Source organism: Saccharopolyspora sp. NPDC002376, from assembly GCF_053593195.1.
In genome coordinates, this window is record NZ_JBSFBZ010000002.1 from 209,202 (window position 1) to 234,033 (window position 24,832).

Genomic DNA, 24,832 nt, shown 5'->3' on the forward strand with positions numbered 1-24,832 from the left:
GTGCCCTTCACCCGGGTGGATCAGCCTCGGAAGAGGTCGGCTACGTCGTCGCGGACCCGGTGGGCCGCCGTGCGCAGGGAGTCGACCGTCGGGCCGTGGCGGAGGACGTCGCGGGACGTCGCCGGCAGGACGTTCGGCAGGGCCTCGCCGAAGACCTCGCGCAGGGTCTGCACCGTGGCGCCCTGGGCACCCAGGCCGGGCGCCAGGATCGGGCCGTTGAGCCGGGAGAAGTCCAGCTCACCGGGGTGGATCGTGGCGCCCGCGACGACCCCGACGTGGCCCATCGGGTCCGCGTCGCGGTTGGTCTCCGCCGCCGAGTCCACGACGTACTGGGCGACCGAGTCGCCGCTGCCGTGGATCGACTGCTGGAGTCCCGCGCCCTCCGGGTTGGAGGTGCGGGCCAGCACGAACACGCCGCGACCGGTCTGCTCGGCCAGGCCGATGGCCGGGGCCAGCGAGCCGTAGCCGAGGTACGGCGAGACCGTGATCGCGTCCGCCGCCAGCGGGGAGTGCTCGTCCAGGTAGGCCATCGAGTAGGCCGTCATGGTGGAGCCGATGTCACCGCGCTTGACGTCCAGCAGCACCAGCGCACCGGCCTGCTGCGACTCGCGGATCACCTTCTCCAGCACAGCGATCCCGGCCGAACCGTAGACCTCGAAGAACGCCGACTGCGGCTTGAGCAGCGCGACCTCACCGGCCAGCGCCTCCACCGCGGTCATCGCGAACCGCTCCAGCGACTGGGGCGACTCGTCGAGGTCCCAGGCCATCAGCAGCGACGGGTGCGGGTCGATGCCCACGCACAGCGGACCGCGCGCCCGCACCGAGTCGGCCAGCCGTCGGCCGAAGCTCGCCCGCAGCTGGCCGGTCATCGCTGTTCACCGTCCTGCCGCAGCGCCGCCTGCAGCGCCTGCAGCGGCCGGACCCCGATGTTGCCCTGGATACCGGCTTCGATGCCCTGCACCGCGGCTGCCGCGCCCTGCACCGTGGTGATGCACGGGATGTCGCGGGAGACCGCCGCGGTGCGGATCTCGTAGCCGTCAACGCGCGGGCCCGGGTTGCCGTACGGGGTGTTGATCACCATGTCGACCTCGCCGGCCTTGATCAGCTCGACGATGTCGCGCTCCGCGTCCGACTTCTCGGTGTGCTTCGGGACCACTGTGGACGGAATCCCGTTGCGCCGCAGCACCTCCGAAGTGCCGGTCGTCGCCAGGATCTCGAAGCCCAGGTCCGCCAGGCGCTTGACCGGGAACACCAGGGACCGCTTGTCCTTGTTGGCCACCGAGACGAACACCTTGCCGGAGGTCGGCAGCGAACCGTAGGCACCGGCCTGGGACTTGGCGAAGGCCGTCCCGAACGAGACGTCGATGCCCATGACCTCGCCGGTCGACTTCATCTCCGGCCCGAGCAACGAGTCCACGCCGACGCCCTCGCGGGTGCGGAACCGGTGGAACGGCAGCACGGCTTCCTTGACCGCCACCGGCGCGTCGATCGGCAGTTCCGCGCCGTCACCCTCGGCGGGGAGCAGGCCCTCCGCGCGCAGGTCCGCGATCTTGGCGCCGAGCATGATCCGCGCGGCGGCCTTGGCCAGCGGTGCAGCCGTCGCCTTCGACACGAACGGCACGGTCCGCGAGGCGCGCGGGTTGGCCTCAAGGACGTAGAGCACGTCGTCCTTGAGCGCGTACTGCACGTTCAGCAGGCCGTGCACACCGATGCCGCGCGCAATGGCCTCAGTGGACTGTCGCACCATCTCGATGTCCTGACGCCCCAACGTGATTGGGGGCAGGGCGCACGCCGAGTCGCCGGAGTGGATGCCGGCCTCCTCGATGTGCTCCATCACGCCGCCGAGGTAGACGTCGGTGCCGTCGCACAGCGCGTCCACGTCGATCTCGATGGCGTCGTCGAGGAAGTTGTCCACCAGCACCGGGTGTTCCGGGGTGACCTCGGTGGCGCGGGCGATGTAGTTCTCCAGCGACGCCTCGTCGTAGACGATCTCCATGCCTCGACCACCGAGCACATAGGACGGTCGCACCAGCACCGGGTAGCCGATCTCGTCGGCGATCCGCTTGGCCCCCTGGAACGACGTCGCGGTGCCGTAGCGCGGCGCGGGCAGGCCCGCCCCGGCCAGCACGTCGCCGAACGCGCCGCGGTCCTCGGCGAGGTGAATCGCCTCCGGCGGCGTGCCCACGATCGGCACCCCGGCCTCAGCCAGCCGCTTCGCCAGGCCCAGCGGGGTCTGCCCGCCGAGCTGCACGATCACGCCCGCCACGGTGCCGGACTGCTGCTCGGAGTGCACGACCTCCAGGACGTCCTCGAAGGTCAGCGGCTCGAAGTACAGCCGGTCCGAGGTGTCGTAGTCGGTGGAGACGGTCTCCGGGTTGCAGTTGACCATCACGGTCTCGTACCCGGCCTCCCGCAGCGCCATCGCGGCATGCACGCAGGAGTAGTCGAACTCGATGCCCTGGCCGATGCGGTTCGGACCCGAGCCGAGGATGATCACCTTCGGCTTCTCGCGCTGCTCGGCGACCTCCGACTCGGCCGCCGGGTCGGACTCGTAGGCCGAGTAGTGGTACGGCGTCCGGGCGGCGAACTCGGCCGCGCAGGTGTCCACCGTCTTGTACACCGGTCGCACGCCCAGCCGGTGCCGCAGCGCGCGAACCCCGTCCTCACCGGCCAGTTCCGGCCGCAGCGCAGCGATCTGGGCGTCCGACAGCCCGGCGCGCTTGGCCCGGCGCAGCAGCGCCGCGTCCAGCACCGGGGCCTTGACCAGCTCGGCGCGCAGCTCGACCCACGCCAGGATCTGGTCGACGAACCACGGGTCGATGCCCGAGGCCTCGCACACCTGCTCCACCGAAGCGCCCAGTCGCAGCGCACGCTCGACCGTGTAGAGGCGGCCGTCGTGCGGGATGCGCAGTTGCTCCACAGTGGACTCGAGGGTTGCGTCCGCGGGGTCGGCCTTGGTCCAGAACCCGACCGCCTTGGTCTCCATGGCACGCAGGGCCTTGCCCAGCGCTTCGGAGAAGCTGCGGCCCACGGCCATCGCCTCGCCGACGCTCTTCATGGTGGTGGTCAGTTCCTGGTCTGCACCCGGGAACTTCTCGAAGGCGAACCGCGGCACCTTCACCACGACGTAGTCCAGCGTCGGCTCGAAGCTCGCCGGGGTCTCGCCGGTGATGTCGTTGCGGATCTCGTCGAGCGTGTAGCCCACCGCCAGCTTCGCGGCGATCTTGGCGATCGGGAAACCGGTCGCCTTCGACGCCAGCGCCGAGGACCGCGACACCCGCGGATTCATCTCGATGACGACCATCCGGCCGGTCTCCGGGTGGATGGCGAACTGGATGTTGCAGCCACCGGTGTCGACCCCGACCTCGCGCAGCACCGCGATGCCCACGTCGCGCATGTGCTGGTACTCGCGGTCGGTCAGCGTCATCGACGGCGCCACCGTGACCGAGTCACCGGTGTGCACGCCCATCGCGTCGATGTTCTCGATCGAGCAGATGACAACCACGTTGTCCGCGTGGTCGCGCATCAGCTCGAGCTCGTACTCCTTCCAACCGAGGACGCTCTCCTCGATCAGCACCTCGTGCACCGGCGACTCGGACAGCCCGAGGGAGGCCATCCGCTCCAGCTCCTCCTCGGTGTGCGCCATGCCCGAACCCAGGCCGCCCATGGTGAAGCTGGGCCGGATGACCACCGGCAGGCCGCGCTCGGCGACGAACGCCCGCACGTCCTCCATCGAGTTGCACACCGCGGACTCGGGAACCTCGCCGCCGATCGTGCGCACGATGTCCTTGAACCGCTGCCGGTCCTCACCGCGCTGGATCGCCTCGATGTCCGCGCCGATCAGCTCCACTCCGTACTTCTCCAGCACGCCGAGCTCGTCCAGGGCCATCGCGGTGTTCAGCGCAGTCTGCCCGCCCAGCGTGGCCAGGATCGCGTCCGGCCGCTCGGCGGCGATCACCTTCTCCACGAACTCCGGGGTGATCGGCTCGATGTAGGTCGCGTCGGCGAACTCCGGGTCGGTCATGATCGTCGCCGGGTTGGAGTTCACCAGCGAAACGCGGATGCCCTCCTCGCGCAGCACCCGGCAGGCCTGGGTACCGGAGTAGTCGAACTCGCACGCCTGGCCGATCACGATCGGCCCGGAACCGATGACGAGCACGTGCTTAATGTCGGTCCTCTTGGGCATCAGCGAGTCTCCGTCATCAGATCAACGAACTTGTCGAACAGCGGCGCGGCGTCGTGCGGGCCCGCCGCCGCTTCGGGGTGGTACTGGACGCTGAACGCCGGGCCGTCGAGCAGCCGCAGGCCCTCGACCGCACCGTCGTTGGCGCAGTGGTGGCTGACCATCGCGCGGCCGAAGTCGGTGTCGAACCGCTCCCCCGGCTCGCCCTCGACGGCGAAACCGTGGTTCTGCGCGGTGATCGCGACCTTGCCGGTCTCCGCGTCGATGACCGGGATGTTGATGCCCCGGTGGCCGTACTGCAGCTTGTAGGTGCCGCGGCCCAGCGCGCGACCGAGGATCTGGTTGCCGAAGCAGATGCCGAACAGCGGCAGCTTGCGGTCCAGCGCCTGGCGGGTCAGCTCGACCTGCGCGTCGGTGGTGGCCGGGTCGCCCGGGCCGTTGGACAGGAACAGTCCGTCCGGGCTGACCGACAGCACCTCGTCCAAAGTGGACGTCAGCGGCAGCACGTGCACCTCGATGCCGCGCTCGGCCATCATCCGCGGGGTGTTGGACTTGATGCCCAGGTCCAGCGCGGCCACCGTGAACCGCTTGTCGCCGATCGCCGGCACGACGTACGGCTCGGCGGTGGTGACGTCACCGGCCAGCGAAGCGCCGACCATCTCGGCGCTGGCCTTGACCGCGGCGATCATCTCGTCGTCGGTGCCCAGCTCGGAGCCGGAGAAGATGCCGCCGCGCATCGCGCCCAACTCGCGGACGTGCCGGGTCAGGGTGCGGGTGTCGATGCCGGCGATGCCGACGATGTCCTGGCGCTCCAGCTCCTCGTCCAGGGAGCGGCGCGAGCGCCAGTTCGACGGCCGCCGCGCGGGGTCGCGCACGGCGTAACCGGCGACCCAGATCTGCGCGGACTCGTCGTCCTCGTCGTTCCACCCGGTGTTGCCGATCTGCGGCGCGGTCTGCACCACGATCTGCCGGTGGTACGAGGGGTCGGTCAGGGTCTCCTGGTAGCCGGTCATGCCGGTGGTGAACACGACCTCACCGAGGGTGCGGCCCACCTTGCCGTAGGCCTCCCCGCGGAAGATCCGGCCGTCCTCCAGCACCAGCGCGGCCGGGACGTGGTCGCTCATTTTTCCTCCTGCCACGACTCGGAGAAGTCGCGGATGATCCTGCGTGGGTTGTGGTGCGGCGAAACCGCCGCTCGCCTGACGTCGGTCGCGGTCATTTCGCGCCCGATCCGGTCGTCTCGTCGCGGGGCTCCTCGTCGGCGGGCGCCAGGCCGCGGATCGCCTCGACCCAGTCGGTCTGCGCGTCCTTGTCGTCACCGCGGAAGCCGGTGTCCAGCAGCACCTCGCCGAGGCGCCAGGTCACCACGATCAGGCCCGCGCCGGGCACCACCTTGTTGGCCAGCTTGTGGTCCAGGCGGCAGTCCACCACGGAGTCCGCCGGGATCCACAGGTCGCTGGCGCCTTCGCGGCTCAGCAGCAGACCCGCGGCGTGGAGGTGCGCGGCGCCGTTCGCGCGGTGGCCGATGTCGCCGACCGCGATCCGGTCCTGCCAGTCGGTGGCCTTCGTGGTGCCGACGTACATGCCGGTGGCGGCGGGCCGCAGCTCCTCGCCCGGTTCGCTCGGCGGCGTCGGGAAGTCCGGCAGCTCAGCGGCCTGGCGGCGGGCCCGGCCGCGCCAGCCGCGCCACATCCCGAAGAACACCAGGCCGATCATCACGGCAATACCGAGCACCCAGAGGAAGCGTTCCATCAGCGCCTCACCTTGCCCTCGTGCGCGGTGAGCCGTCCGCGCAGCATCGTCGCGACCACCCGGCTGGGCAGCTGCATGCCGTCGAACGGCGAGTTCTCCCCGAGGCTGGCCAGTTCCGCACCGTGCACGGTCCACTCGGCATCGGGGTCGACCAGCACCAGGTTGGCCGGCTCACCAACCTCGACCGGACGACCCTGATCGGCCAGTCCACCGATCTCGGCGGGCCGCTCGCTCATCACCCGCGCGACCCCGCGCCAGTCCAGCAGCCCCGAGCGCACCATCGTCTGCACGACGATGCCGAGCGCGGTCTGCAGGCCGAGCATGCCGGGCTTGGCGGCGGACCACTCGCAGTCCTTGTCCTGCGCGGCGTGCGGGGCGTGGTCGGTGGCCACGCAGTCCACGGTGCCGTCGGCCAGGGCCTGGCGCAGCGCCAGCACATCGGCGTCGGTGCGCAGCGGCGGGTTGACCTTGTTGACCGGGTCGTAGGTCTCGAGCCGGTCGTCGGTCAGCAGCAGGTGGTGTGGCGTGACCTCGGCCGACACCTGGCCGGCGGTCTCGCGGGTCTTCCACCAGCGCAGGATGTCCGCGGTGCCCGAGGTGGAGACGTGGCAGACGTGCAGCGTGCCGCCGGTGTGCCCGGCGAGCAGGCAGTCCCGCGCGACGATCGCTTCCTCGGCCGGGGCGGGCCAGCCGGCCAGACCCAGCCGCGCGGCGTTCGCGCCCTCGTGCGCCTGCGCACCCGCAGTCAGGCGCGGCTCCTCGGCGTGCTGCGCGACGACACCGCCGAAGGACTTCGTGTACTCCAGCGCGCGCCGCATGATCAGCGGGTCGTGCACGCAGTGGCCGTCGTCGGAGAAGACCCGGACCTCGGCGACCGAACGCCGCATGGTGCCCAGCTCGGCGAGCTTCTCGCCCTTGAGCCCGACCGTCACCGCACCCACCGGGTGCACGTCGACCAGGCCGACCTCCCGACCGCGCCGCCACACGTGCTCGACGATCACCGCGTTGTCGGCGACCGGATCGGTGTTGGCCATCGCGAAGACCGCGGTGTAGCCGCCCAGCGCCGCAGCGCTCGAACCGGTCTCGACGGTCTCGGCGTCCTCGCGGCCCGGCTCCCGCAGGTGGGTGTGCAGGTCAACGAAGCCCGGCAGCAGTACCGCACCACCGGCCTGCACGATCTCGTCGGCGTCGACCTCCAGGTTCGCGCCGATCTCGGCGATGACCTCGCCGTCGACCAGCACGTCCACCGGTTCGCCCTCGCCGTAGGGGCGGACGTCCTTCAACAACAACCGGCTCATGCGCCGATCTCCTCTCCGGCCAGCAGGTGGTAGAGCACCGCCATGCGCACGTGCACGCCATTGCTGACCTGCTGGGTGATGGCAGCGCGCGGGGAATCGGCGACGGCCGGAGCGATCTCCATGCCGCGCAGCATCGGACCGGGGTGCAGCACGACCGCGTGCTCCGGCAGCTTGTCCATCCGCGCCTGGTTGAGCCCGTACGCGATGGAGTACTCGCGCGCCGACGGGAAGAACCCGCCGTGCATCCGCTCGGCCTGGACGCGCAGCATCATCACCGCGTCCAGCTTCGGCAGCTCCGGGTCGAGCTCGTGGTGCACCTCCGCGCCCCAGTGCTCGACACCGGCGGGCACCAGCGTCGGCGGCGCGACCAGCACCACCTCGGCGCCCAGGGTGCGCAGCAGGTGCACGTTGGAGCGTGCGACCCGGCTGTGCAGCAGGTCGCCGACGATCGCGATGCGGCGGCCGTTGAGCTCGCCCAGCCGCTCGCGCAGCGTCGCGGCGTCCAGCAGCGCCTGCGTCGGGTGCTCGTGCATGCCATCGCCGGCGTTGACGACCTGCGTGCCGACCTCGTCGAGCCAGCCCGCCAGCCGGTGCGCCGCACCGGAGGCCGGGTGCCGCATGATCACGCAGTCAGCGCCCGCGGCGGCCAGCGTCAGCGCGGTGTCGCGCAGCGACTCGCCCTTGTTGACCGACGAGCTGCTGGCCGAGACGTTGATCACGTCGGCGCTCATCCACTTGCCGGCGACCTCGAAGGAAACCCGGGTGCGTGTGGAGTTCTCGTAGAACAGAGACACCACCGTGCGCCCGCGCAACGTCGGCAGCTTCTTCACCTCGCGCCCCAACAGCGTCCGCTTGAGCGTGTCGGCGGTGTCGAGGACGCTGGTCGCGGTCGCCGCGTCCAAGCCCTCGGTGGACAGCAGGTGGCGCATCACTCGTTCTCCTCATCGCGCCGAAGCACCACGCAGTCCGAGCCGTCGGTCTCCGCCAGGTGCACGGCGACGCCCTCGGAGCGCGAGGTGGGGATGTTCTTGCCGACGTAGTCGGCGCGGATGGGCAGTTCGCGGTGGCCGCGGTCGACCAGCACGGCCAACTGCACGGCACGGGGACGGCCCTGGTCGCGCAGGGCGTCGAGCGCGGCTCGCACGGTGCGGCCGGAGAACAGTACGTCGTCGACGAGGACGACCAGCGCGCCGTCGATGCCATCAGCGGGCAGATTGGTGGGCTCCAGCGGGCGGTTCGGGCGCTTGCGCAAGTCGTCCCGGTAGAGCGTGATGTCCAGGGTTCCGGTGGGAACGGTCACCCCGCTGAACTCGCTGATCTTCGCGGCCAGCCGCCGCGCCAGCGAAGTCCCCCTGGTCGGGATCCCCAGCAGCACGACATCGCTGCTGCCGGTGTCCAGCGCGGTCTTCTCGATGACCTGGTGAGCGATCCGGGCAATCGTGCGCGCAACGTCACCGGTCGAAAGCAGCTCCCGCTGCCCGACCGGGTCCGTCGCGTCCGCCGGTGGGCGTGACGCCACGGTGCGACCTCCTTCTCCGCCTCTCTGGACGGATCCTTAAAGGATGGTGTGTGACCTGCCCCGCAGTCACCGTCGCGCGAACTCGGGTGAACCGCTGGGCTTACTCGTACGCTATCAAGGTTGAGCGGTCAATCGTCCGGGTGGTGTGGCAGGACTCGCCCCAATGCCAACAAAGACCAACTTGACCTGGTGACGCTGGCGAGCGAACATTACTCTCCGTATCGATCTGAGCTTTGCTCCCCGGTCGGCACTATCGGCTGACGGGGCGAACGAACGGAGAAACGCCACATGGGCGACTACGCCAAGGCGCTGGGCAGCAAGCTCCGCGCTATCCGCCAGCAGCAGGGTTTGTCGCTGCACGGCGTCGAGCAGAAGTCTGGCGGGCGGTGGAAGGCCGTGGTCGTCGGGTCCTATGAGCGCGGCGACCGTGCGGTGACCGTGCAGAAGCTGGCCGAACTGGCCGACTTCTACGGGGTTCCGGTCGCAGAACTGCTTCCGGAGGGTCGGGTGCCGTCCGGCGCCGAGCCCGCCACCAAAGTCGTGATCAACCTGGAACGGCTGCAGCAGCTACCCGCAGAGAAGGTGGGCCCGCTGGCCCGCTACGCGGCCACCATCCAGAGCCAGCGCGGTGACTACAACGGCAAGGTGCTGTCCATTCGCACCGAGGACCTGCGATCCCTGGCCATCATCTACGACATGACGCCAGGTGAGCTCACCGAGCAGCTCATCGATTGGGGCGTGCTTCCCCCGGAGGCCCGCCCGGCCCGCGAGGAGTGAGAACTTCCGCATAACCAGAAGGGCGTCCCGACCCCGTCGGAAGGCGCCCTTCTTCCGTCCGTTAGCGGCGAACCGCGGTAAAGGGCCCCTGCCAAGAGGTGCCCTTCACCGCCTCACCCTTACGGGGGAACGGAACAAGTGAAGGGCACCTGCCGTCGACTTGGTCGGTGGAAGGTGCCCTTCACTCATGTATCGATCGTGTGAATCACATGCACGAGGGGCACCTCTGGACCGATTCGTTCGGTCCGGAGGTGCCCCTCGTTTCGTTGTGCCTGTACGCAAGTTCCATTGAAATTGGACGTCCAATTTCAATGGAACTTGCGTCAGTCGCTGCTCAGACGGTCTTGCGCAGCTTGTTGCTGATGCCCGCGATGCGGCCCAGGACACCGTTGACGAACCGGGGCGAGTCGTCGGTGGACAGGGCCTTGACCAGCTCCACCGCTTCGTCGATCGCCACCGCCGGGGGAACGTCGTCGCTCCGCCACAGCAGTTCGAAGAGGCCCAGCCGCAGCACCGAGCGGTCCACCGCGGGCATCCGGTCCAGGGACCAGCCCTCGGCGTGCTGGGTGAGCAGCTCGTCGATCCGCTCGCGGTTTTCGGTGACGCCTTCCACCAAGGTGACCGTGTAGTCGGCGACCGGCGGGACCTCCGGCGATCCGACCCGGTCGGACAGCAGCGTCACCGCGTCGACTCCGCGCTGATCGGCTTCGTAGAGGAAGTCCACCGCGCGCTTGCGCGCCTTGCTCCGAGAACCCACCTCACACCATCTTCCCGGCCGCAGCGGCCGACGGGCAGGCGCTCATTTGGTGTTGACGCGGCTGAGGTACCGGCCGTCGCGCGGGTCGACCTTCACCTTGTCACCGGTGTTGAGGAACAGCGGCACCTGGATCTCGGCACCGGTCTCCAGGGTGGCCGGCTTGGTGCCACCGGTGGAGCGGTCGCCCTGCAGGCCCGGGTCGGTGTGCTGGACGACCAGCTCGACCGAGGCGGGCAGCTCGACGTACAGCGGGTTGTCGTCGTGGCGGGCGATGACCACCTGACTGTTCTCCAGCATGTAGTTCGCCGCGTCGCCGACCACGTCGGACGAAACGTTGACCTGGTCGTAGGTGTCCGGGTCCATGAACACGTAGTCGGCGCCGTCGTTGTAGAGATAGGTCATCTCGCGGCGGTCGACGTTCGCGGTTTCCACCTTCACGCCGGCGTTGAAGGTCTTGTCCAGGGACCTGCCGGTCAGCACGTTCTTCAGCGTGGTGCGCACGAAGGCCCCGCCCTTGCCGGGCTTGACGTGCTGGAAGTTCACGACGGACCAGAGCTGGCCGTCGATGCTGAGCACCATTCCGTTCTTCAGGTCGTTCGTGGTGGCCACGTGGGGATCTTCTCCTGTGGTGATGGCTTCGGGCGTGTTCCGCCGGATCGCAATTCCGGCGATGTCGGCGCACCTGGAGTGCGTCAGACTGCGACGAGCTCCTTCGTCGTCAAGGTGAGGAGCTCCGGTGTGCTGGGACGCACGACCAGCGTGTCCTCGATGCGGACCCCGCCCCGCCCCGCCAGATAAACGCCAGGCTCGACGGTGACCGCCATCCCAGCGCTGATTCTACCGTCTCCCCGCTGCGACAAAGTCGGTGCCTCGTGGATCTCCAGCCCGACGCCGTGTCCGAGGCCGTGCAGGAACTGCTCGCCATACCCGGCGTCCTCGATCACCTTGCGCGCCGCGGTGTCCACCTCGCGCACCTCGGTGCCGACCCGCACCGCGGCCCGCCCGGCGGCCTGCGAGGTGCGCACCAGCTCGTAGATCTCGCGCTGCCAGTCGGCCGGTTTGCCCAGCACCACGGTGCGCGTCATGTCCGAGTGGTAGCCGTCGACCAGGGCGCCGAAGTCCATCTTCACGAAGTCGCCGGCGGCCAGCACCGCGTCGGTCGGGCGATGGTGCGGGACCGCGGAGTTCGCCCCGGCGGCCACGATCGTCTCGAACGACGGCCCGGCGGCGCCGTGGTCGAGCATCCGCCCGTCGAGTTCGCGGGCGACCTCCAGTTCGGTGCGGCCGGGGCGCAGCCCGCCGTGCTCGAACAGGTCGGCCAGCGCCCGGTCGGCGGCGGCGCAGGCCATCCGCAGCGCCTCGATCTCGATCTCGTCCTTGACCAGCCGCAACTCCTCGACATGCCCCGGCGCGCGCACCAGCTCAGCCTTCCCGGCGGCGTCGACGAGCACGTCGCGGCGGTCGACGGTGACGTGCTGGCTCTCGAACCCGACGCGGCGGTACTCGGCGGCCGCCGAACCGATCCGCTCGGCCAACGTCAGATCGCTGGCCCGGTCGATCACCCGGTCCAGGTCCGGGACCTGCTCGGCGGCCTGCGTCAGGTAGCGGCCGTCGGTGCAGAACACCGTCCGCGACTCGGCACCCTGCTCGTCGGCGGCGTGCACCACCAGCGCGGCGTTGGACCCGGTGAAGCCGGTGAGGTAGCGGATGTTGAGCAGATCGGTCACCAGCAGCGCGTCCAGCTCCTGCTCGCGCAGGCGGTCGCGGAGGGCTTGCCGTCGGTGGGAGTGCGCTTCGGACATGTCGGGAGCCTAACCCGCGAACCGGTGAACGGACCTGGTCAGAACGAGGTCGGCGGGAAGCCGCCACGAGCTTGTGCGCAGGCGTTGTCGGTGCAGGGCGCTAGGGTTCTGACATGTCGCTGTCGTGGAGCGTGGTGGCGAGCCCGGTCGGCGAGCTGACCGTGGTGGCCGGTGCGTCCGGGGTTCGCCAGGTGGCCTTCGCCGGACCGGACGCGGTGCTCGGCGAGTACGACGAGGAGCTGAGCTGGGACACCGGAGTGGCGGTCGAGGCCGCTCGGCAGCTCGACGAGTACTTCGCGCGGCGCCGCCGGGAGTTCGACGTGCCGATCGAGTGGGAGCCGCTGCAGGGCTTACGGCTGCACGTGCTGCGCACCCTGTTCGAGCTGGTGCCGTTCGGGGAGACGGTGAGCTACAAGCAGCTGGCGGAGCTGTCCGGGCGGCCGGAGGCTTCGCGCGCGGTCGGGACGATCATGGGCAGCAACCCGTTTCCGGTGATCGTGCCGTGCCACCGGGTGCTGGCCAGCGGCGGCGGGCTCGGCGGATTCGGGCCAGGCCTGGAGGCCAAGCGCCGGCTGCTCGTGCTGGAGGAGATCCTGGAACCGAGCCTGCTGGAGCTCGACCTCCTGTAGCTACCGGACGGACAGGAACAGGTGGTAGGTCGTCTCGTGCTGGCCGAGCAGCACCGGGATCGCCAGTTCCTCGCAGTTGCCGAAAACCTCGTGCAGCGCGGCCCGCAACTCCGGTGAGGTGTCGGCCGACCAGATCGCCAGCGTGCCACCGGCGACCAGCTTTTCCTTGCCACGCGTGAGGAATTCACTGCGGTAGATCGCGGAGTTGGCGTCGTAGACGAGGAAATCGGGACCGTTGTCCACATCGAGCAGCACGATGTCGAAGCTTTCCGACGGCTGCGCGGCGATCACCTCGGCCACGTCGCCGGCGTGGCAGCGCACCCGGTCGTCGCGGATCGCCGCGGTGGTTTCCGGCACGAGGCCGTCGCGGTGCCAGGTGACCAGATCCGGTTCGATCTCGACGACGTGCGCCTCGCGCACCCGCGGATCGGCCAGCACCTCCCGCAGCGTGAACCCCAGGCCGAGCCCACCGATCAGCACCCGCAGATCTGCCCCGTCCACCACGCGCAGCGTGGCGGTGGCGAGTTCCCGTTCGGTTTCGGTGTGCGCGGTGTCCATGACGAACACGCCGTTGACCCGGAGCTCCAGCGAATCGCCCCGGCGCAACAACGCGAGTTCGCCACGCTCCGTTTTCCCGCGCGCAACAAATTCAGCCATCAAGGCAACGTTAACCAACCCCTCAACCCCACCCCGAACCCCCTCACACCCACCCGAGCTACCCTCCCTGGGTTGACGCCGACGGCTGGGCTGGGGGCCGTGGGAGCAGGCGCTGCTGGCGGGATTTCCGCGGGGTTCGGGAAATGCGGGAATCGGCGTAGGGTTATCCCCCGGTTCATCCGAAACGCCGGAAGCTCGGCGTTGTCCGGAAATGACTCGCCGGCTGGGCTGGTTCGGGCAGTGCGCGGCGGCGGTTCGGACTATTCACGGCCGATGTGGACGCTCCCAGAATTGGGCCGCTCCGAACCCGATGAACCGAAGGTGATGCACCGTGCTCAGCAGACGATCCTTCCTCGGCGGTGTCTCCGCCGCCGCCCTCGCCGTTCCCGTCCTCGGCGGCTTGGCCTCCTCCCCCGCGTTCGCCGGTCGCCGCGCCCCGGACGTTCCCCTGCCGTTGACGATCGTCAACCAGAGCGGGCAGTTCGACAACGCCTCGATTCACGTCTACGTCGTCGGCACGAACCTCGACACCGGCGAGCAGTCCCGGGTCACGCCGGACGGCGAGCTGGTACCGGTCTCGGAGTCCGACAACGGTTCCGACGGTTTCGCCGACTACGCGATCCCGTTGCAGGGCAACGGCGACACGACGTTGAACCTGCCGAGCATGTCCGGGCGCATCTACTTCGCGCTCGGTGACAAGCTGAAGTTCAAGGTGGTCACCGGCGGCGACGGGAAGCCCGCGCTGCAGTACCCGGCGGGCTGGGTGGACAACGACCCGAACTACGGGATCCTGCACGACACGGTCGAGTTCACGCTCAAGGCCGATGGAATGTACTGCAACACCACGATGGTCGACATGTTCAGCGTGCCGCTGTCGATCCACCTGCAGGGCGCCGAGGACCAGACCACGGGCACGGTGCCCGCCGGCGGCCGGGAGCGGATCCTCAACGGCGTCGCCGAGCACTCCGACTTCGCCGCGCTGCGCCAGGACGACCTCCGGGTGATCGCACCGGGCCACGGCCTGGACCTCGGCAAGTTCCCGGACACCTACTTCGACTCCTACATCGACGAGGTCTGGTCGAAGTACCAGGGCACCCAGCTGCGGGTCGACACCGACAACGGCAAGGTCTTCACCGGCCAGATCTCCGGTGACAGCTTCCAGTTCGACGGCGGCGTGCAGCCCATCGGCAGACCGTCCACAAGGGACGTGCTGTTCTGCGACGGCGCGCTGGCCGCCCCGAACGACGGCATCACCGGCCCGGTCGCGGCGATCCTCGGGGCCGGTTTCAACCGCTCGATACTGCTGGACTCCGCCGACCAGCCGGGCACCGACCCGGGCGGCTTCTACCAGCACGACATCACCAACCACTACTCGAAGGTGATGCATGAGAACACCGAGGACGGCAAGGCCTACGGCTTCGCCTTCGACGACGTGGCCGGGTTCGCCTCCTACGTCCAGGACGGCGCGCCGACGTCGATCATCGTGACACTGACCCCGTGGTGACCGGTTCCGGCACCCGGCGCCGGATCGACACCGAGAAGGCCGTCGCCAGCAGGCACAGCAGACCGGCGCCGCACCAGGCCGCGGCGTAGTCGCCGAACTGGTCGCGCACCACGCCCGCGATACTCGCGATAGCGGCCGCGCCGATCTGGTGGGAGGCGAAGACCCAGCCGAACACCACCGACGCGCGCGGCCCGAAGTGCTCCCGGCACAGCGCCATCGTCGGGGGCACGGTGGCCACCCAGTCCAGGCCGTAGAACACCACGAACAGCACCATGTTCGCCTCCACCGAGGGCGCGAACAGCTGCGGCAGCACGAACAGCGAGATCCCGCGCAGCGTGTAGTAGGCGGCCAGCAGCAGCCGCGGGTTGACCTTGTCGGTGAGCCAGCCGGACAGCACAGTGCCCAGCACGTCAAAGACGCCGATCACGGCCAGCAGTCCGGCAGCCACGGTCGTCGGCATGCCGTGATCGTGCGCGGCGGGCACGAAATGCGTGTTGACCAAACCGTTCGTGCTCGCCCCGCAGATCGCGAAACCACCTGCCAGCAACCAGAAAGCGGGCGTCCGGGCCGCGTCGCGCAGCGACCGCAGAGCCGTGACCGCCGGATTTCCCCGCTCTCGCACTTCCCAGCACCGGCCCGGAGCACCTGGCCGCGCCGGACACGCTGATCATCCCCGGCACCTACCTCGAAGGGCCGCGCACCGACGGCAGCCTGGACCCGGATGTGCTGTTCGTGGACGACGGCGACGTGCTGTCCTCGGCGGGCGTGGCGACTGGGATCGACCTGTGCCTGCACGTGATCCGCCGCGACCACGGCAGCGAGGTGGCCAACCGCGCCGCCCGTTCCAGCGTGGTGCCGCCGTGGCGCGAAGGCGGCCAAGTCCAGTACATCGAGCGGCCGCTGCCGGAACCGGACGGCAACGACACCTCGGCCACCCGCGCCTGGCTGCTGGAACACCTCGCCGAGCCGATCGCGGCGCACGCGGGGATGAGCGTGCGGACCTTCACCCGGCGCTTCCGGGACGAGACCGGCACCAGCCCCCTGGACTGGCTCCTCCAGCAACGCCTGGACCACGCCCGCCACCTGCTGGAATCCACCGACCTCCCGATCGACGCGGTAGCCGGACAAGCCGGCCTGAGCACAGCGGCCTCGCTCCGCAAGCACATCCGCCACCGCCTGGGCACCAGCCCAGCCACCTACCGCCGAACCTTCCGGTCATGACGAGGGCCGCCTGACATGGAAGTCAGACGGCCCCGCAATGCGAACCCGGAGACGGGCTCACTACGCAACGCCCGCCTGGACGGTCTGGACGGTGAGCTGGTGGTGGTCGTTGGCCATGTTCGGGTTGGCGCAGCCGTTCTGCCCGTACTCGAACGGGATGAACATCGACGCGGTGTCGTGCGGCGGGTAGATCCGCAGGCCCTTGGCCGGTTCCGGCCGGCACTCGCCGGAGTCGTAGTTCTCCACGTTGGTGAACTTGATCATCGCGGAGGCCTTGCTGCCGGGCGCGAGGCTGATCACCTCGCCCTTCTTGCCGTCGCGGAACGCGGGAGCGCCGATCTGGTGGCCGTCCTCGCCACCGACGTAGGACACACCCGGGAAGCCCTGCATGACGCAGGTGCGGCCGCTGGAGTTGGTGAAGATCAGCGGCCGGTAGACGCTCCCGGCGGCGCCGTCGCTCTCGCCGAACGACAGCTGGAGGTCGCGGGCCTTGCACTCGTTGTTTGCCGCAGAGGTGTCCTGTCGGGCGTCCTCCTGGCCGCTCGGCTTCTCCTGCTGGGCCGCAGAGCTCGCCGTCGCCACGCCGCTCTGGCTTCCGGACGACAATTCCGCCGTGTCGGAGGCGGCGTCATGGACGATCGGCTGGGCGTTGTTCTGCGTGCTCTGCTCGTTGGAGCCGCCGGGGCTGCACGCGGTCAGCCCGACCACCAGCGCCGCAGCCGTGATCGCGAGGAACTTCGCCCGAATCATCGTGTTCTCACCCTTCCTTGCCGCATCTTCTGATCAGTAGACGCCCGGTACTCGGAAGGGTTGCTCGGGCTCTCAACCTTTTCTCGGCGAGGCCGACCGAACCCGGTAGGACTCCGGTGGCCGCACGATCGCATCGAGATCGCCGACGTACTCAACGTCCACACCGTACTGTTCCCGCGCTGCGGCGATGCTGATGTACCCGTTGACCACGTCGTCGAGCACCCGCTCGACCGGGCGCGAGAGGGGATCATCGTGCAGGCCACCCCGACCTCCGCGTCGCCGACCTCATCAAGCCCCCTTCCACCGGCGTGTCAGATCACGACACACCGTGACCTGTGGACAACTCCCGCGATTTCAATGGAAATTGGACGTCTGATTTCCATTGAAATCGCATCCTCCACCACGGAGCGATCAGTGGCAGGGCCCCTGGGACGTCTACAGTTTCAATTGAAACTGTGATCCACCGTGGGGAGAGATTACAGTTTCAATTGAAACTGTAATGAACGGACGCCCGCGGGCACGAGCAACGGGATCAGCGGCGGAGATCTCCACCTCGAGGACGTGAGTCCCACTCGGACTGCGCGACATCGGTGACCGGCGAGTCGTTGGCCGCCGCCACTTCCGCCGGAACTGTCCACAGTCGACCTCGATCGTCCAGCAGCGCGACGTCTCCGTTCGGGGCGCGCAGCGCCTTCGCACCGGTCTCGATGGTTCCGACCACGGGAATCTTGTCCACTGTGGTGATTCGGCGGTCCAGAACCTTGATCACCAGGAGCTCCGCCACGGATCGTCGCTCGATGCGGACCTTTCCGCCATCGTGCAGCACGTCCACGGTGCGCGAGGGCGACGGTACGGCGAAGCCGTTGAGAACCGATGCTGCCTGGTCAGGCGTAGCGCAGCCGTCGAAGCCGGTGACGTCGATGCCGAAGTGGCGAATGTCGGTCGGCGAGGGTCGCGATGCCGTGGCCCGCAGGACGTCCAGCGAAACCGTGCCACATGGGTCCGATGTGGACACCGGAGCCGTTCCATCGGGGCCGCGGACCAGACCCGGTCCCTCCTGCCACGGCCCGGGGATCAGCACCGCGGGATACGGGTGTCCGGTGAAATCACGGTCCCAGAAGGTGATCGTCGTACCGTCCGCCGTCTGGTGGGCGATCGCGAACGCGTCCAGCGCCGGCACCCACATCCAGTCGGCGCTGAAGGCGTCCACCACCGAACGCGACCGAGCCCCGCCCGCAGGACGGAAACCGTCCCCGGTCAACGCCTCGACCTGCTCGCTGAACTCTGGATCACGCGCCCGGACGATGAACTGCCCGGCACCGTTCCAACCCGCCCCAGCGGCCGTGGTGTCGGTGAACATCAGGTAGAACCAGCCGTCCAGGTGCAGCACGGACGGCTGCCCTGCGCCATAAGTGTTGTCCCGCCGCACATCGCCGGCCGGAGTGATGATCGGCGCTCCCCCGGCCTCGCGCTGCCAGGCGAGCCCGTCCGGGCTGCTGGCCACCCCGATCGAATTGCCGTGCGCGTGGTCGTCGCCCGCCGCACCGGTGTAGTACAGGTAGTAGCGACCGTCCACTTTCAACACCGACGGGTCGCAGGTGTGCATTCCGTCGAAACCGCCTGGCCGACTGGAGAAAACCGGGACCGCTGGCGCTCCGGAAGCGGAGTACGGTCCGTCGATGCCGCTCGACGCGGCTTGCAGGATGTCGTCGCCGGGCGGACCGACTCCCGGTAACTGGCTGCACCACCACACCCGGTGCTGACCGCCGTCGAACAGCACCGTCGGCCCGTAGTTGTACGGCGCCGGCAAGCCACCCGAGACCACCACGCCGCCACTGCTGCGATCAGCGCCAACGTGCAGGTCGACGGGCAATCGTTCCGGCTGGGCCCCGGATTCGATGTGCGGAGGCGGACCGAGTGTGCCCGACACCTGCGTGCAACCGGCCAACAGCACGACGCCGACCAGTCCGGCCGCCCTGCGCACCAACCTCCGCAACCCGAGCCCTCTCCCTGGAACCGGGCGCGCTTACGCGCTCGCGTGCTCGGCCAGCCAGCGGATCGCCAGCGGGTAGCCCGCCACGCCGAGACCGGCCACCACCGCGGTCGAGATGTCCGACAGATAGCTGGTGTGCCGGAACTCCTCGCGCTTGTGCACGTTGGAGATGTGGATCTCGATCAGCTCGGACTCGAGCTGCGCCGCCGCGTCGCGCACCGCGATCGAGTAGTGCGTCCAGGCACCGGCGTTGAGCACGACGGGCCACCGCTGGTCAGCGGCCTCGTGCAGCCACTGGACCATCTCGCCCTCGTGGTCGGTCTGGCGCACCTCGACCTCGACGCCGAGCTCCTCGCCCGCCGCCTCGCACATCCCGACCAGGTCGGCGTAGGTGGTGCTGCCGTAGACCGAAGGTTCGCGCTTGCCCAGCCGACCGAGGTTCGGCCCGTTGAGCACCAGCACCTTCACAGCAACACTCCCGTGGACTTGGCCTCGCCACCGGTCAGCGCGGAGTAGGCGGCGGCGATCAGCGACGGGTCCGGACCTTCCAGCCGCCCCGGCTTGGCCAGCCCGTCGAGCACGACGAACCGCAGCACCCCGGCGCGGTTCTTCTTGTCGACCTTCATCCCCTCGAGCAACTGGCCGAGCGCGTCCGGGTCGTAGCTGGTGGGCAGACCCAGCATGTCCAGAACCTTCTTGTGCCGGTCAGCGGTCTCGTCGTCCAGCCGTCCGGCCAGCCGCGCCAGCTCGGCGGCGAAGACCAGACCCACGCTGACCGCGGCACCGTGGCGCCACCGGTAGCGCTCGCGACGCTCGATGGCGTGCGCCAGGGTGTGCCCGTAGTTGAGCACCTCCCGCAGGTGCGACTCCTTCAGGTCCGCGGCGACCACGTCGACCTTGACCTGGATCGACCGGCGCACCAGCTCACCCAGCACCTCGCCGGACGGGTCGAGGGCGGCCTCCGGGTCGGCCTCGATCAGCCGCAGGATCACCGGGTCCGCGATGAACCCGGCCTTGACGATCTCGGCCATGCCCGCGACCAGCTCGTTGCGCGGCAGGCCCTCCAGCGTCGCCAGGTCGGCGAGCACCAGGCTCGGCTCGTGGAACAGCCCCACCAGGTTCTTGCCGGAGTCGGTGTTGATGCCGGTCTTGCCGCCGACGGCGGCGTCCACCATGCCCAGCAGCGTGGTCGGCACGTGCACCACGCGCACTCCGCGCATCCAGGTGCCGGCGACGAACCCGGCGACGTCGGTCACCGCACCGCCGCCGAAGGACACCACGACCCCGCTGCGGTCCATGCCGACCTTGCCCAGCACGTCCCAGCAGAACCCGGCGACCTGCAGGCTCTTGCCGTCCTCGGCGTCGGGGATCTCCACCCGGTGGGCGTCCACCCCGGCCTCGGTCAGCTCCTCGCGCACCGCCTCGACGGTCGCGGTGATGGTGGGCTGGTGCACCAGCGCCACCACCGATGCGTCGCGCAGGAAATCGACGAGCTCGCCGAGCAACCCCCGGCCGACCACCACGTCGTAGGGCTGCTGGCTGGCAACCCCGATCCGCACCGGCTCGGTCATCATCGTCCCTTCGGTGAAGACGGTTCTGGATTCAAAGCGTACGCAAAACGGCCTGGCCGCCGATGCGAATACCGGCGGTCTCCATCAGCTGGACGCGGTGCTGCGCGCGGCCAGCGCGGCCACGACCTGCGCCACGACCTCGTCCGGTCCGGCGTGGTCGGTGGCGATCTCCACCGCGGCCACCGAGCGGTAGATCGGCATCCGGGCGTCCAGCAGCGCCTTGAAGGTGGCGCGCGGGTTCACCCCGGCCAGCAGCGGACGCGCGGTGGAGAGCCCGGTTCGCCGAGCGCCTTCGGCGAGCCCGACCGACAGGTACACCACCGGGTGCCCGGCCAGGAGCTCGCGGGTGCGCTCGGAGAGCACCGCGCCGCCGCCCAGCGCCAGCACGCCGTCGTGCTCCCGCAACGCGGTCGCGACGGCTTCTTCCTCCATCGCGCGGAACGCCGGTTCGCCGTCCTTGGCGAAGATGTCGGCGATGTCGCGGCCGCTGGTGCGCACCACGTCCTCGTCGGTGTCGCGGAAGGCGACCTCGAGGCGCTGCGCCAGCAAGCAGCCGATCGTCGTCTTGCCCGCGCCCGGCGGGCCGATCACCACTGCGAGCGGCGACATCAGTGCGCCTGCCGCTTCTCGGCGCGCTCCCGCAGACCGGCCAGGTAGCCCTCGACGTTGCGCCGGGTCTCCGGCAGCGAGTCGCCGCCGAACTTCTCCAGCACGGCCTCGGCCAGCACCAGCGCGACCATCGTCTCGGCGACCACCGCCGCGCGCGGCACCGCGGTGATGTCCGAGCGCTGGTGCATCGCCTGCGCCGGCTCACCGGTGGTCATGTCCACAGTGGCCAGTGCGCGCGGCAGGCTGGAGATCGGCTTCTTGGCGGCGCGCACGATCAGCGGCTCGCCGTTGGTGATGCCGCCCTCCAGGCCCCCGGCCCGGTTGCTGCTGCGGCGGACCCACTTCGCACCCTCGTCGGGGTAGATCTCGTCGTGCGCGGCGCTACCTCGGCGGTGCGCGTTGGCGAAGCCCTCACCGATCTCCACGCCCTTGATCGCCTGGATGCTCATCAGCGCACCGGCCAGTCGAGCGTCGAGCTTGCGGTCCCAGTGCACGTGCGAGCCGATGCCCGGCGGCAGCCCGTAGGCGATCACCTCGACGACGCCGCCGAGGGTGTCGCCGTCCTTCTTGGCCGCGTCGACCTCGGCCATCATCCGCTCGGTCGCGGCATCGCCGAAAGCGCGCACCGGGTTCTCGTCGATGGCAGCCAGGTCGTCCGGACCGGGCAGGACGTCGTGCTCGGCGTCCACACCGCCGAGGCTGATCACGTGGCTGACGATCTCCACGCCTAGCAGCTGCCGCAGGAACTGCTGCGCCACTGTGCCGACGGCGACACGGGCAGCGGTCTCGCGGGCGCTCGCGCGCTCCAGCACCGGGCGGGCCTCGTCGAAGCCGTACTTCTGCATGCCGGCGAGGTCGGCGTGACCGGGGCGCGGGCGGGTCAGGGGCGCGTTGCGGGCCAGCGAGGACAGCACGTCCTCGTCAACCGGGTCAGCGGCCATCACCTGTTCCCACTTGGGCCACTCGGTGTTGCCGATGCGGACCGCGATCGGACCGCCCTGGGTGCGCCCGTGCCGCACGCCGCCGATGATCTCGAGCTCGTCGGCCTCGAAGTTCATCCGCGGGCTGCGGCCAAAACCGAGCTTGCGGCGCTCCAACTGGGTCGCGATGTCGGTCGAGGTCACCTCGACTCCGGCCACCATGCCTTCCAACACCGCCACCAGGGCGGGGCCATGCGATTCTCCAGCGGTCATCCAGCGCAGCACACCTATAGATCCTGCCACGTCGGGTCGCCGATGAACCCGCCCGGGGTCCCGCTTCACGCCCACGGAACGAAGGCGGTGACCAGCCACGCCGGAACGAGCACGGCAGGCCCGTGCGGTATCGCCCCGCGCCCCCGCCACGAAGCCATGACCAGTGTGAAAAGCGCCGCCGCAACCATCACGGCCAACACCGCTCCCACGGCCACCGCGCCAACCACCAGCCCCAGCCCGCCCGCCAGCTTCACGTCACCGGGCCCCATCGCAGAAGGCGAGATCACCCGCACCAACGCATAGACACCGCCAAAGAGCAGCAACCCGCTCGCAGCCCCGGCCCACACCCCAGGCCGATGCACCGCCGCAACCCCGACGAAAACCAACGCCACCGGATAAGCGGGCAACGTCAACACATCCGGCAACCGATAAGCCCGCACATCGCACACGGCGAGCAAAACCCCAACCCACCCCAGCAACAGCGGAACCCCTACCCACCACCAGGGCATCCCACCCACAACGCGCACGGCCACCACGGCCCACAACACCCCGACGCCCACCTCGCACCACAACCAAGGCGCCACCACACCCCGCCGCACCGCGCCCAGCACCAGCCGCCCCAGCCACCCGGCACCGAACCCGAGCGCTCCGCCAACGATCCCGATCATCACGACCATGCGCCCACGATCTCCCCAACGCCCCGAGATCCCCGGCACCCGACCACCGAACCCCCGCATGTCGGGCACCCACCCCGCACCACCTGCAACGAGCGAAGGGCACCTCCGAGCGCGTTGCTCGAAGGTGCCCTTCACCGAGCCCCTGATCGGGGGGAACTTCAGGCGTCGACCATGAAGAGGGTGTCGCCGGGGACGACCTGGCCGTCCTCGCGGACGTCGGCCAGGGCCTCGGGGGTCACCTCCAGGGCGATTACCGGGCAGATCGACGCGTAGCCGTGGGACTCGACCTCGGTCGGGTCCCAGGTGACGATGCGCTGCCCCGCCTCGACCGCGTCCCCCTTGGCGACGTGGAGATCGAAGCCCTCGCCCTTGAGCTTGACCGTGTCGATGCCCAGGTGGACCAGGATCGCCGCGCCGTCGGGCGAGGCGATCACGAACGCGTGCGGGTGCAGCGTCGCCACCGTGCCGGCGATCGGCGCGACCGCATCGGCTCGCCCGCCAGCGGGCTTCACCGCCATGCCCGGACCCACCATGGCCTGCGAGAACACCGGGTCCGGCACTTCGGCCAGACCGGTGGCCAGGCCCGGCACCGGGCTGCCGACCTCGGTGCTCACCGCAGGTCCTCGATGTCCTCGGCCAGCGTGTCCGCCTCCGGACCCACCACGACCTGCACCACGGTGCCCTGCGTCATCACGCCGTGCGCCCCGGCCGCCTTCAGCGCCGCTTCGTCGATCTTCGATCCGTCCTCGACCTCGCAGCGAAGCCGCGTGATGCACGGCTCGATCTCCACCACGTTGTCCCCGCCGCCGAGTGCGGCCAGGATCGCCGCGGCCTTGTCCTGAGCCACCGCTGCTCCCTTCCTCCGAACCAACGACGCGGATCGACCGCGCCGCGACGATCTTGCGCCACTCGGTGTCGATGCGGCAACGAAATCCGAGCCTTCTTGACACCCGATCGCATAACGGCGCATTGTTCGCAACCGACTGGTTTAGACCGGACAGTACCAACCGGGTGCCGCCGGTCAACAGCACTGGGCGAACGCGGCGGTGATCCGCCAATGTTTCACCCCAGCGACCGGTGTCCACAAGGCACCGTGTAGGCGAAGAAGCAGGACCGGTGGAGGCAACGTGGCCGCGCGGGGAACCGCAGACGACAGTCGATGCGCTGAAAGCGTGCTGCGCGACGGTCCGACGCCCAAGCACGCCCAGCTGCGGGAAATCCTCCGCGAACTGGCCAGCGACGAGCTGCTGCCCGGCTCACCGGTACCTTCCGAACGCGACCTCGCGGTCCGCTACGGCGTCTCGAGGCTGACCGTGCGGGAAGCCGTCGGCCAGCTGGTCGCTGAAGGACTGCTGGTGCGGGTGCGCGGCAAGGGCACCTTCACCACCCGGCCTCGCGTGGACTCCCAGCTGCACCTCGCCTCGTTCACCGAGGACATGCTGCGCCGCGGCATGCACCCGGAGACCGTGTTGCTGGAATCCGCCGAGGCGGTCCCGCCCGAGGACACCGCCACCGCGCTCGGCCTCGCCCCCGGCGAGCCCGCCCACTGGCTCCACCGGCTGCGCAAGGCCGACGGCGCCCCGATGGCGGTGGAGCGCGGCTGGTACCCCGCCGGACCACTGCCCGGCCTGCTCGAGCGGGACCTGACCGACTCGATGTACACCCTGCTGGACCGCCACTACGACGTGCGCCTGGAGACCGGCACCCAGACCGTGCTGGCCGAAGGCGCCGACGCTGACACCGCGCGGCTGCTCGGCGTCCGCCCGGGCAGCCCGGTCCTGGTGTTCCGCCGGATCTCCACCGCACAGGGCCGACCGATCGAGGACATGACTTCCTGGTACCGCGGCGACCTGTACCAGGTGACCATGCAGCTGGACCGCGATCCGAGCGGGACCGGCCACCACCCTCCGACCACCCGGCCCGCGTGATGGAGAGCCGGA

At 69.7% G+C, this 24,832-nt stretch carries 25 protein-coding genes and 2 pseudogenes; 5 read left to right on the plus strand and 22 right to left on the minus strand.

The genetic code is table 11. The annotated features are described in order from the left end of the window. Positions 1–20: 20 nt before the first annotated feature. The 7 genes from pyrF to pyrR all read right to left on the minus strand — a co-directional run bounded on the left by pyrF (position 21) and on the right by pyrR (position 8,752). Complete coding sequence (gene pyrF, locus ACWCO2_RS02725; RefSeq protein ID WP_450125960.1) at positions 21–869, minus strand: orotidine-5'-phosphate decarboxylase; 849 nt, start codon at positions 867–869, stop codon at positions 21–23. Further along, complete coding sequence (carB, locus tag ACWCO2_RS02730; RefSeq protein WP_450125961.1) at positions 866–4,186, minus strand: carbamoyl-phosphate synthase large subunit; 3,321 nt, start codon at positions 4,184–4,186, stop codon at positions 866–868. The genes pyrF and carB overlap by 4 nt, the downstream gene beginning before the upstream one ends. Beyond that, positions 4,186–5,307, minus strand: coding sequence for a glutamine-hydrolyzing carbamoyl-phosphate synthase small subunit (carA, locus tag ACWCO2_RS02735; RefSeq protein WP_450125962.1), 1,122 nt, complete (start codon positions 5,305–5,307; stop codon positions 4,186–4,188). The genes carB and carA overlap by 1 nt, the downstream gene beginning before the upstream one ends. 91 nt (positions 5,308–5,398) lie before the next feature. Next, entirely contained in the window at positions 5,399–5,935 is a 537-nt protein-coding gene (locus tag ACWCO2_RS02740; protein WP_450125963.1) for a PH-like domain-containing protein, read from the minus strand. After that, positions 5,935–7,233, minus strand: a complete 1,299-nt coding sequence (locus ACWCO2_RS02745; protein WP_450125964.1) for a dihydroorotase — start codon at positions 7,231–7,233, stop codon at positions 5,935–5,937. Before ACWCO2_RS02745 ends, ACWCO2_RS02740 begins: the two co-directional genes overlap by 1 nt. After that, the gene (locus ACWCO2_RS02750) at positions 7,230–8,162 is read right to left on the minus strand and encodes an aspartate carbamoyltransferase catalytic subunit (protein WP_450126016.1); all 933 of its coding nucleotides are present in this window, start codon (positions 8,160–8,162) and stop codon (positions 7,230–7,232) included. Before ACWCO2_RS02750 ends, ACWCO2_RS02745 begins: the two co-directional genes overlap by 4 nt. Continuing rightward, positions 8,162–8,752 (minus strand): bifunctional pyr operon transcriptional regulator/uracil phosphoribosyltransferase PyrR, encoded by a 591-nt coding sequence (gene pyrR, locus ACWCO2_RS02755; protein WP_450125965.1) that lies wholly within the window; start codon positions 8,750–8,752, stop codon positions 8,162–8,164. Before pyrR ends, ACWCO2_RS02750 begins: the two co-directional genes overlap by 1 nt. Positions 8,753–9,040: 288 nt before the next feature. On the opposite strand from pyrR, the gene bldD reads away from it, so the two are divergent. Further along, the gene (bldD, locus tag ACWCO2_RS02760; RefSeq protein WP_010311046.1) at positions 9,041–9,529 is read left to right on the plus strand and encodes a transcriptional regulator BldD; all 489 of its coding nucleotides are present in this window, start codon (positions 9,041–9,043) and stop codon (positions 9,527–9,529) included. Between the two features lie 334 nt (positions 9,530–9,863). Here bldD and nusB read toward each other — a convergent pair whose 3' ends face one another. From nusB to ACWCO2_RS02775, 3 genes are all read right to left on the minus strand, one after another. Further along, positions 9,864–10,286: a transcription antitermination factor NusB gene (nusB, locus tag ACWCO2_RS02765; RefSeq protein WP_450125966.1), complete on the minus strand. Its 423-nt coding sequence runs from the start codon at positions 10,284–10,286 to the stop codon at positions 9,864–9,866. A 42-nt stretch (positions 10,287–10,328) separates the two neighbouring features. Then, positions 10,329–10,895: an elongation factor P gene (gene efp / locus ACWCO2_RS02770; RefSeq protein ID WP_450125967.1), complete on the minus strand. Its 567-nt coding sequence runs from the start codon at positions 10,893–10,895 to the stop codon at positions 10,329–10,331. 83 nt (positions 10,896–10,978) lie between these two features. Further along, a complete protein-coding gene (locus ACWCO2_RS02775; RefSeq protein WP_450125968.1) occupies positions 10,979–12,088 on the minus strand; it encodes a M24 family metallopeptidase in 1,110 nt (369 codons plus the stop codon). Between the two features lie 113 nt (positions 12,089–12,201). Between ACWCO2_RS02775 and ACWCO2_RS02780 the strand changes: the two genes are divergently transcribed. Beyond that, positions 12,202–12,717, plus strand: coding sequence for a methylated-DNA--[protein]-cysteine S-methyltransferase (locus ACWCO2_RS02780; protein ID WP_450125969.1), 516 nt, complete (start codon positions 12,202–12,204; stop codon positions 12,715–12,717). On the opposite strand, the gene ACWCO2_RS02785 is transcribed toward ACWCO2_RS02780, so the two are convergent. After that, positions 12,718–13,374 (minus strand): spermidine synthase, encoded by a 657-nt coding sequence (locus ACWCO2_RS02785; RefSeq protein ID WP_450125970.1) that lies wholly within the window; start codon positions 13,372–13,374, stop codon positions 12,718–12,720. It abuts the gene before it with no gap. A 331-nt stretch (positions 13,375–13,705) separates the two neighbouring features. Here ACWCO2_RS02785 and ACWCO2_RS02790 point away from each other — a divergent pair, with 331 nt between their 5' ends. Then, positions 13,706–14,878, plus strand: coding sequence for a beta-1,3-glucanase family protein (locus ACWCO2_RS02790; protein WP_450125971.1), 1,173 nt, complete (start codon positions 13,706–13,708; stop codon positions 14,876–14,878). Here the strand turns inward: ACWCO2_RS02790 and ACWCO2_RS02795 are convergent. Further along, positions 14,853–15,488, minus strand: a pseudogene (locus ACWCO2_RS02795) (MFS transporter); the annotation flags it as partial. The gene ACWCO2_RS02790 and the pseudogene ACWCO2_RS02795 overlap by 26 nt on opposite strands. 11 nt (positions 15,489–15,499) lie before the next feature. Between ACWCO2_RS02795 and ACWCO2_RS02800 the strand changes: the two are divergent. Further along, positions 15,500–16,099: pseudogene (locus ACWCO2_RS02800) on the plus strand (GlxA family transcriptional regulator); the annotation flags it as partial. Between the two features lie 60 nt (positions 16,100–16,159). Here ACWCO2_RS02800 and ACWCO2_RS02805 read toward each other — a convergent pair. From ACWCO2_RS02805 to ACWCO2_RS02850, 10 genes are all read right to left on the minus strand, one after another. Further along, positions 16,160–16,849: a DUF4232 domain-containing protein gene (locus tag ACWCO2_RS02805; protein WP_450125972.1), complete on the minus strand. Its 690-nt coding sequence runs from the start codon at positions 16,847–16,849 to the stop codon at positions 16,160–16,162. 72 nt (positions 16,850–16,921) lie between these two features. Further along, on the minus strand, positions 16,922–17,071 hold the full coding sequence (locus ACWCO2_RS02810) for a hypothetical protein (protein ID WP_450125973.1): 150 nt from the start codon (positions 17,069–17,071) through the stop codon (positions 16,922–16,924). Between the two features lie 310 nt (positions 17,072–17,381). Beyond that, positions 17,382–18,833 carry a beta-xylosidase gene (locus ACWCO2_RS02815; RefSeq protein ID WP_450125974.1) on the minus strand — a complete coding sequence of 484 codons (1,452 nt, stop codon included), beginning with the start codon at positions 18,831–18,833 and terminating at the stop codon, positions 17,382–17,384. Positions 18,834–18,875: 42 nt separating this feature from the next. Continuing rightward, positions 18,876–19,310: a type II 3-dehydroquinate dehydratase gene (aroQ, locus tag ACWCO2_RS02820; RefSeq protein ID WP_450125975.1), complete on the minus strand. Its 435-nt coding sequence runs from the start codon at positions 19,308–19,310 to the stop codon at positions 18,876–18,878. Further along, positions 19,307–20,413 (minus strand): 3-dehydroquinate synthase, encoded by a 1,107-nt coding sequence (gene aroB / locus ACWCO2_RS02825; protein ID WP_450126017.1) that lies wholly within the window; start codon positions 20,411–20,413, stop codon positions 19,307–19,309. The genes aroQ and aroB overlap by 4 nt, the downstream gene beginning before the upstream one ends. Positions 20,414–20,497: 84 nt before the next feature. After that, the gene (locus ACWCO2_RS02830; RefSeq protein ID WP_450125976.1) at positions 20,498–21,022 is read right to left on the minus strand and encodes a shikimate kinase; all 525 of its coding nucleotides are present in this window, start codon (positions 21,020–21,022) and stop codon (positions 20,498–20,500) included. Continuing rightward, entirely contained in the window at positions 21,022–22,227 is a 1,206-nt protein-coding gene (gene aroC, locus ACWCO2_RS02835; protein WP_450125977.1) for a chorismate synthase, read from the minus strand. The genes ACWCO2_RS02830 and aroC overlap by 1 nt, the downstream gene beginning before the upstream one ends. A gap of 53 nt (positions 22,228–22,280) precedes the next feature. Beyond that, positions 22,281–22,892 carry a prepilin peptidase gene (locus tag ACWCO2_RS02840; protein ID WP_450125978.1) on the minus strand — a complete coding sequence of 204 codons (612 nt, stop codon included), beginning with the start codon at positions 22,890–22,892 and terminating at the stop codon, positions 22,281–22,283. Between the two features lie 158 nt (positions 22,893–23,050). After that, positions 23,051–23,506 carry a PTS sugar transporter subunit IIA gene (locus ACWCO2_RS02845; RefSeq protein ID WP_450125979.1) on the minus strand — a complete coding sequence of 152 codons (456 nt, stop codon included), beginning with the start codon at positions 23,504–23,506 and terminating at the stop codon, positions 23,051–23,053. Then, positions 23,503–23,739 (minus strand): glucose PTS transporter subunit EIIB, encoded by a 237-nt coding sequence (locus ACWCO2_RS02850; RefSeq protein ID WP_450125980.1) that lies wholly within the window; start codon positions 23,737–23,739, stop codon positions 23,503–23,505. Before ACWCO2_RS02850 ends, ACWCO2_RS02845 begins: the two co-directional genes overlap by 4 nt. 280 nt (positions 23,740–24,019) lie before the next feature. Between ACWCO2_RS02850 and ACWCO2_RS02855 the strand changes: the two genes are divergently transcribed. After that, a complete protein-coding gene (locus ACWCO2_RS02855) occupies positions 24,020–24,820 on the plus strand; it encodes a GntR family transcriptional regulator (protein ID WP_450125981.1) in 801 nt (266 codons plus the stop codon). Positions 24,821–24,832 lie beyond the last annotated feature (12 nt).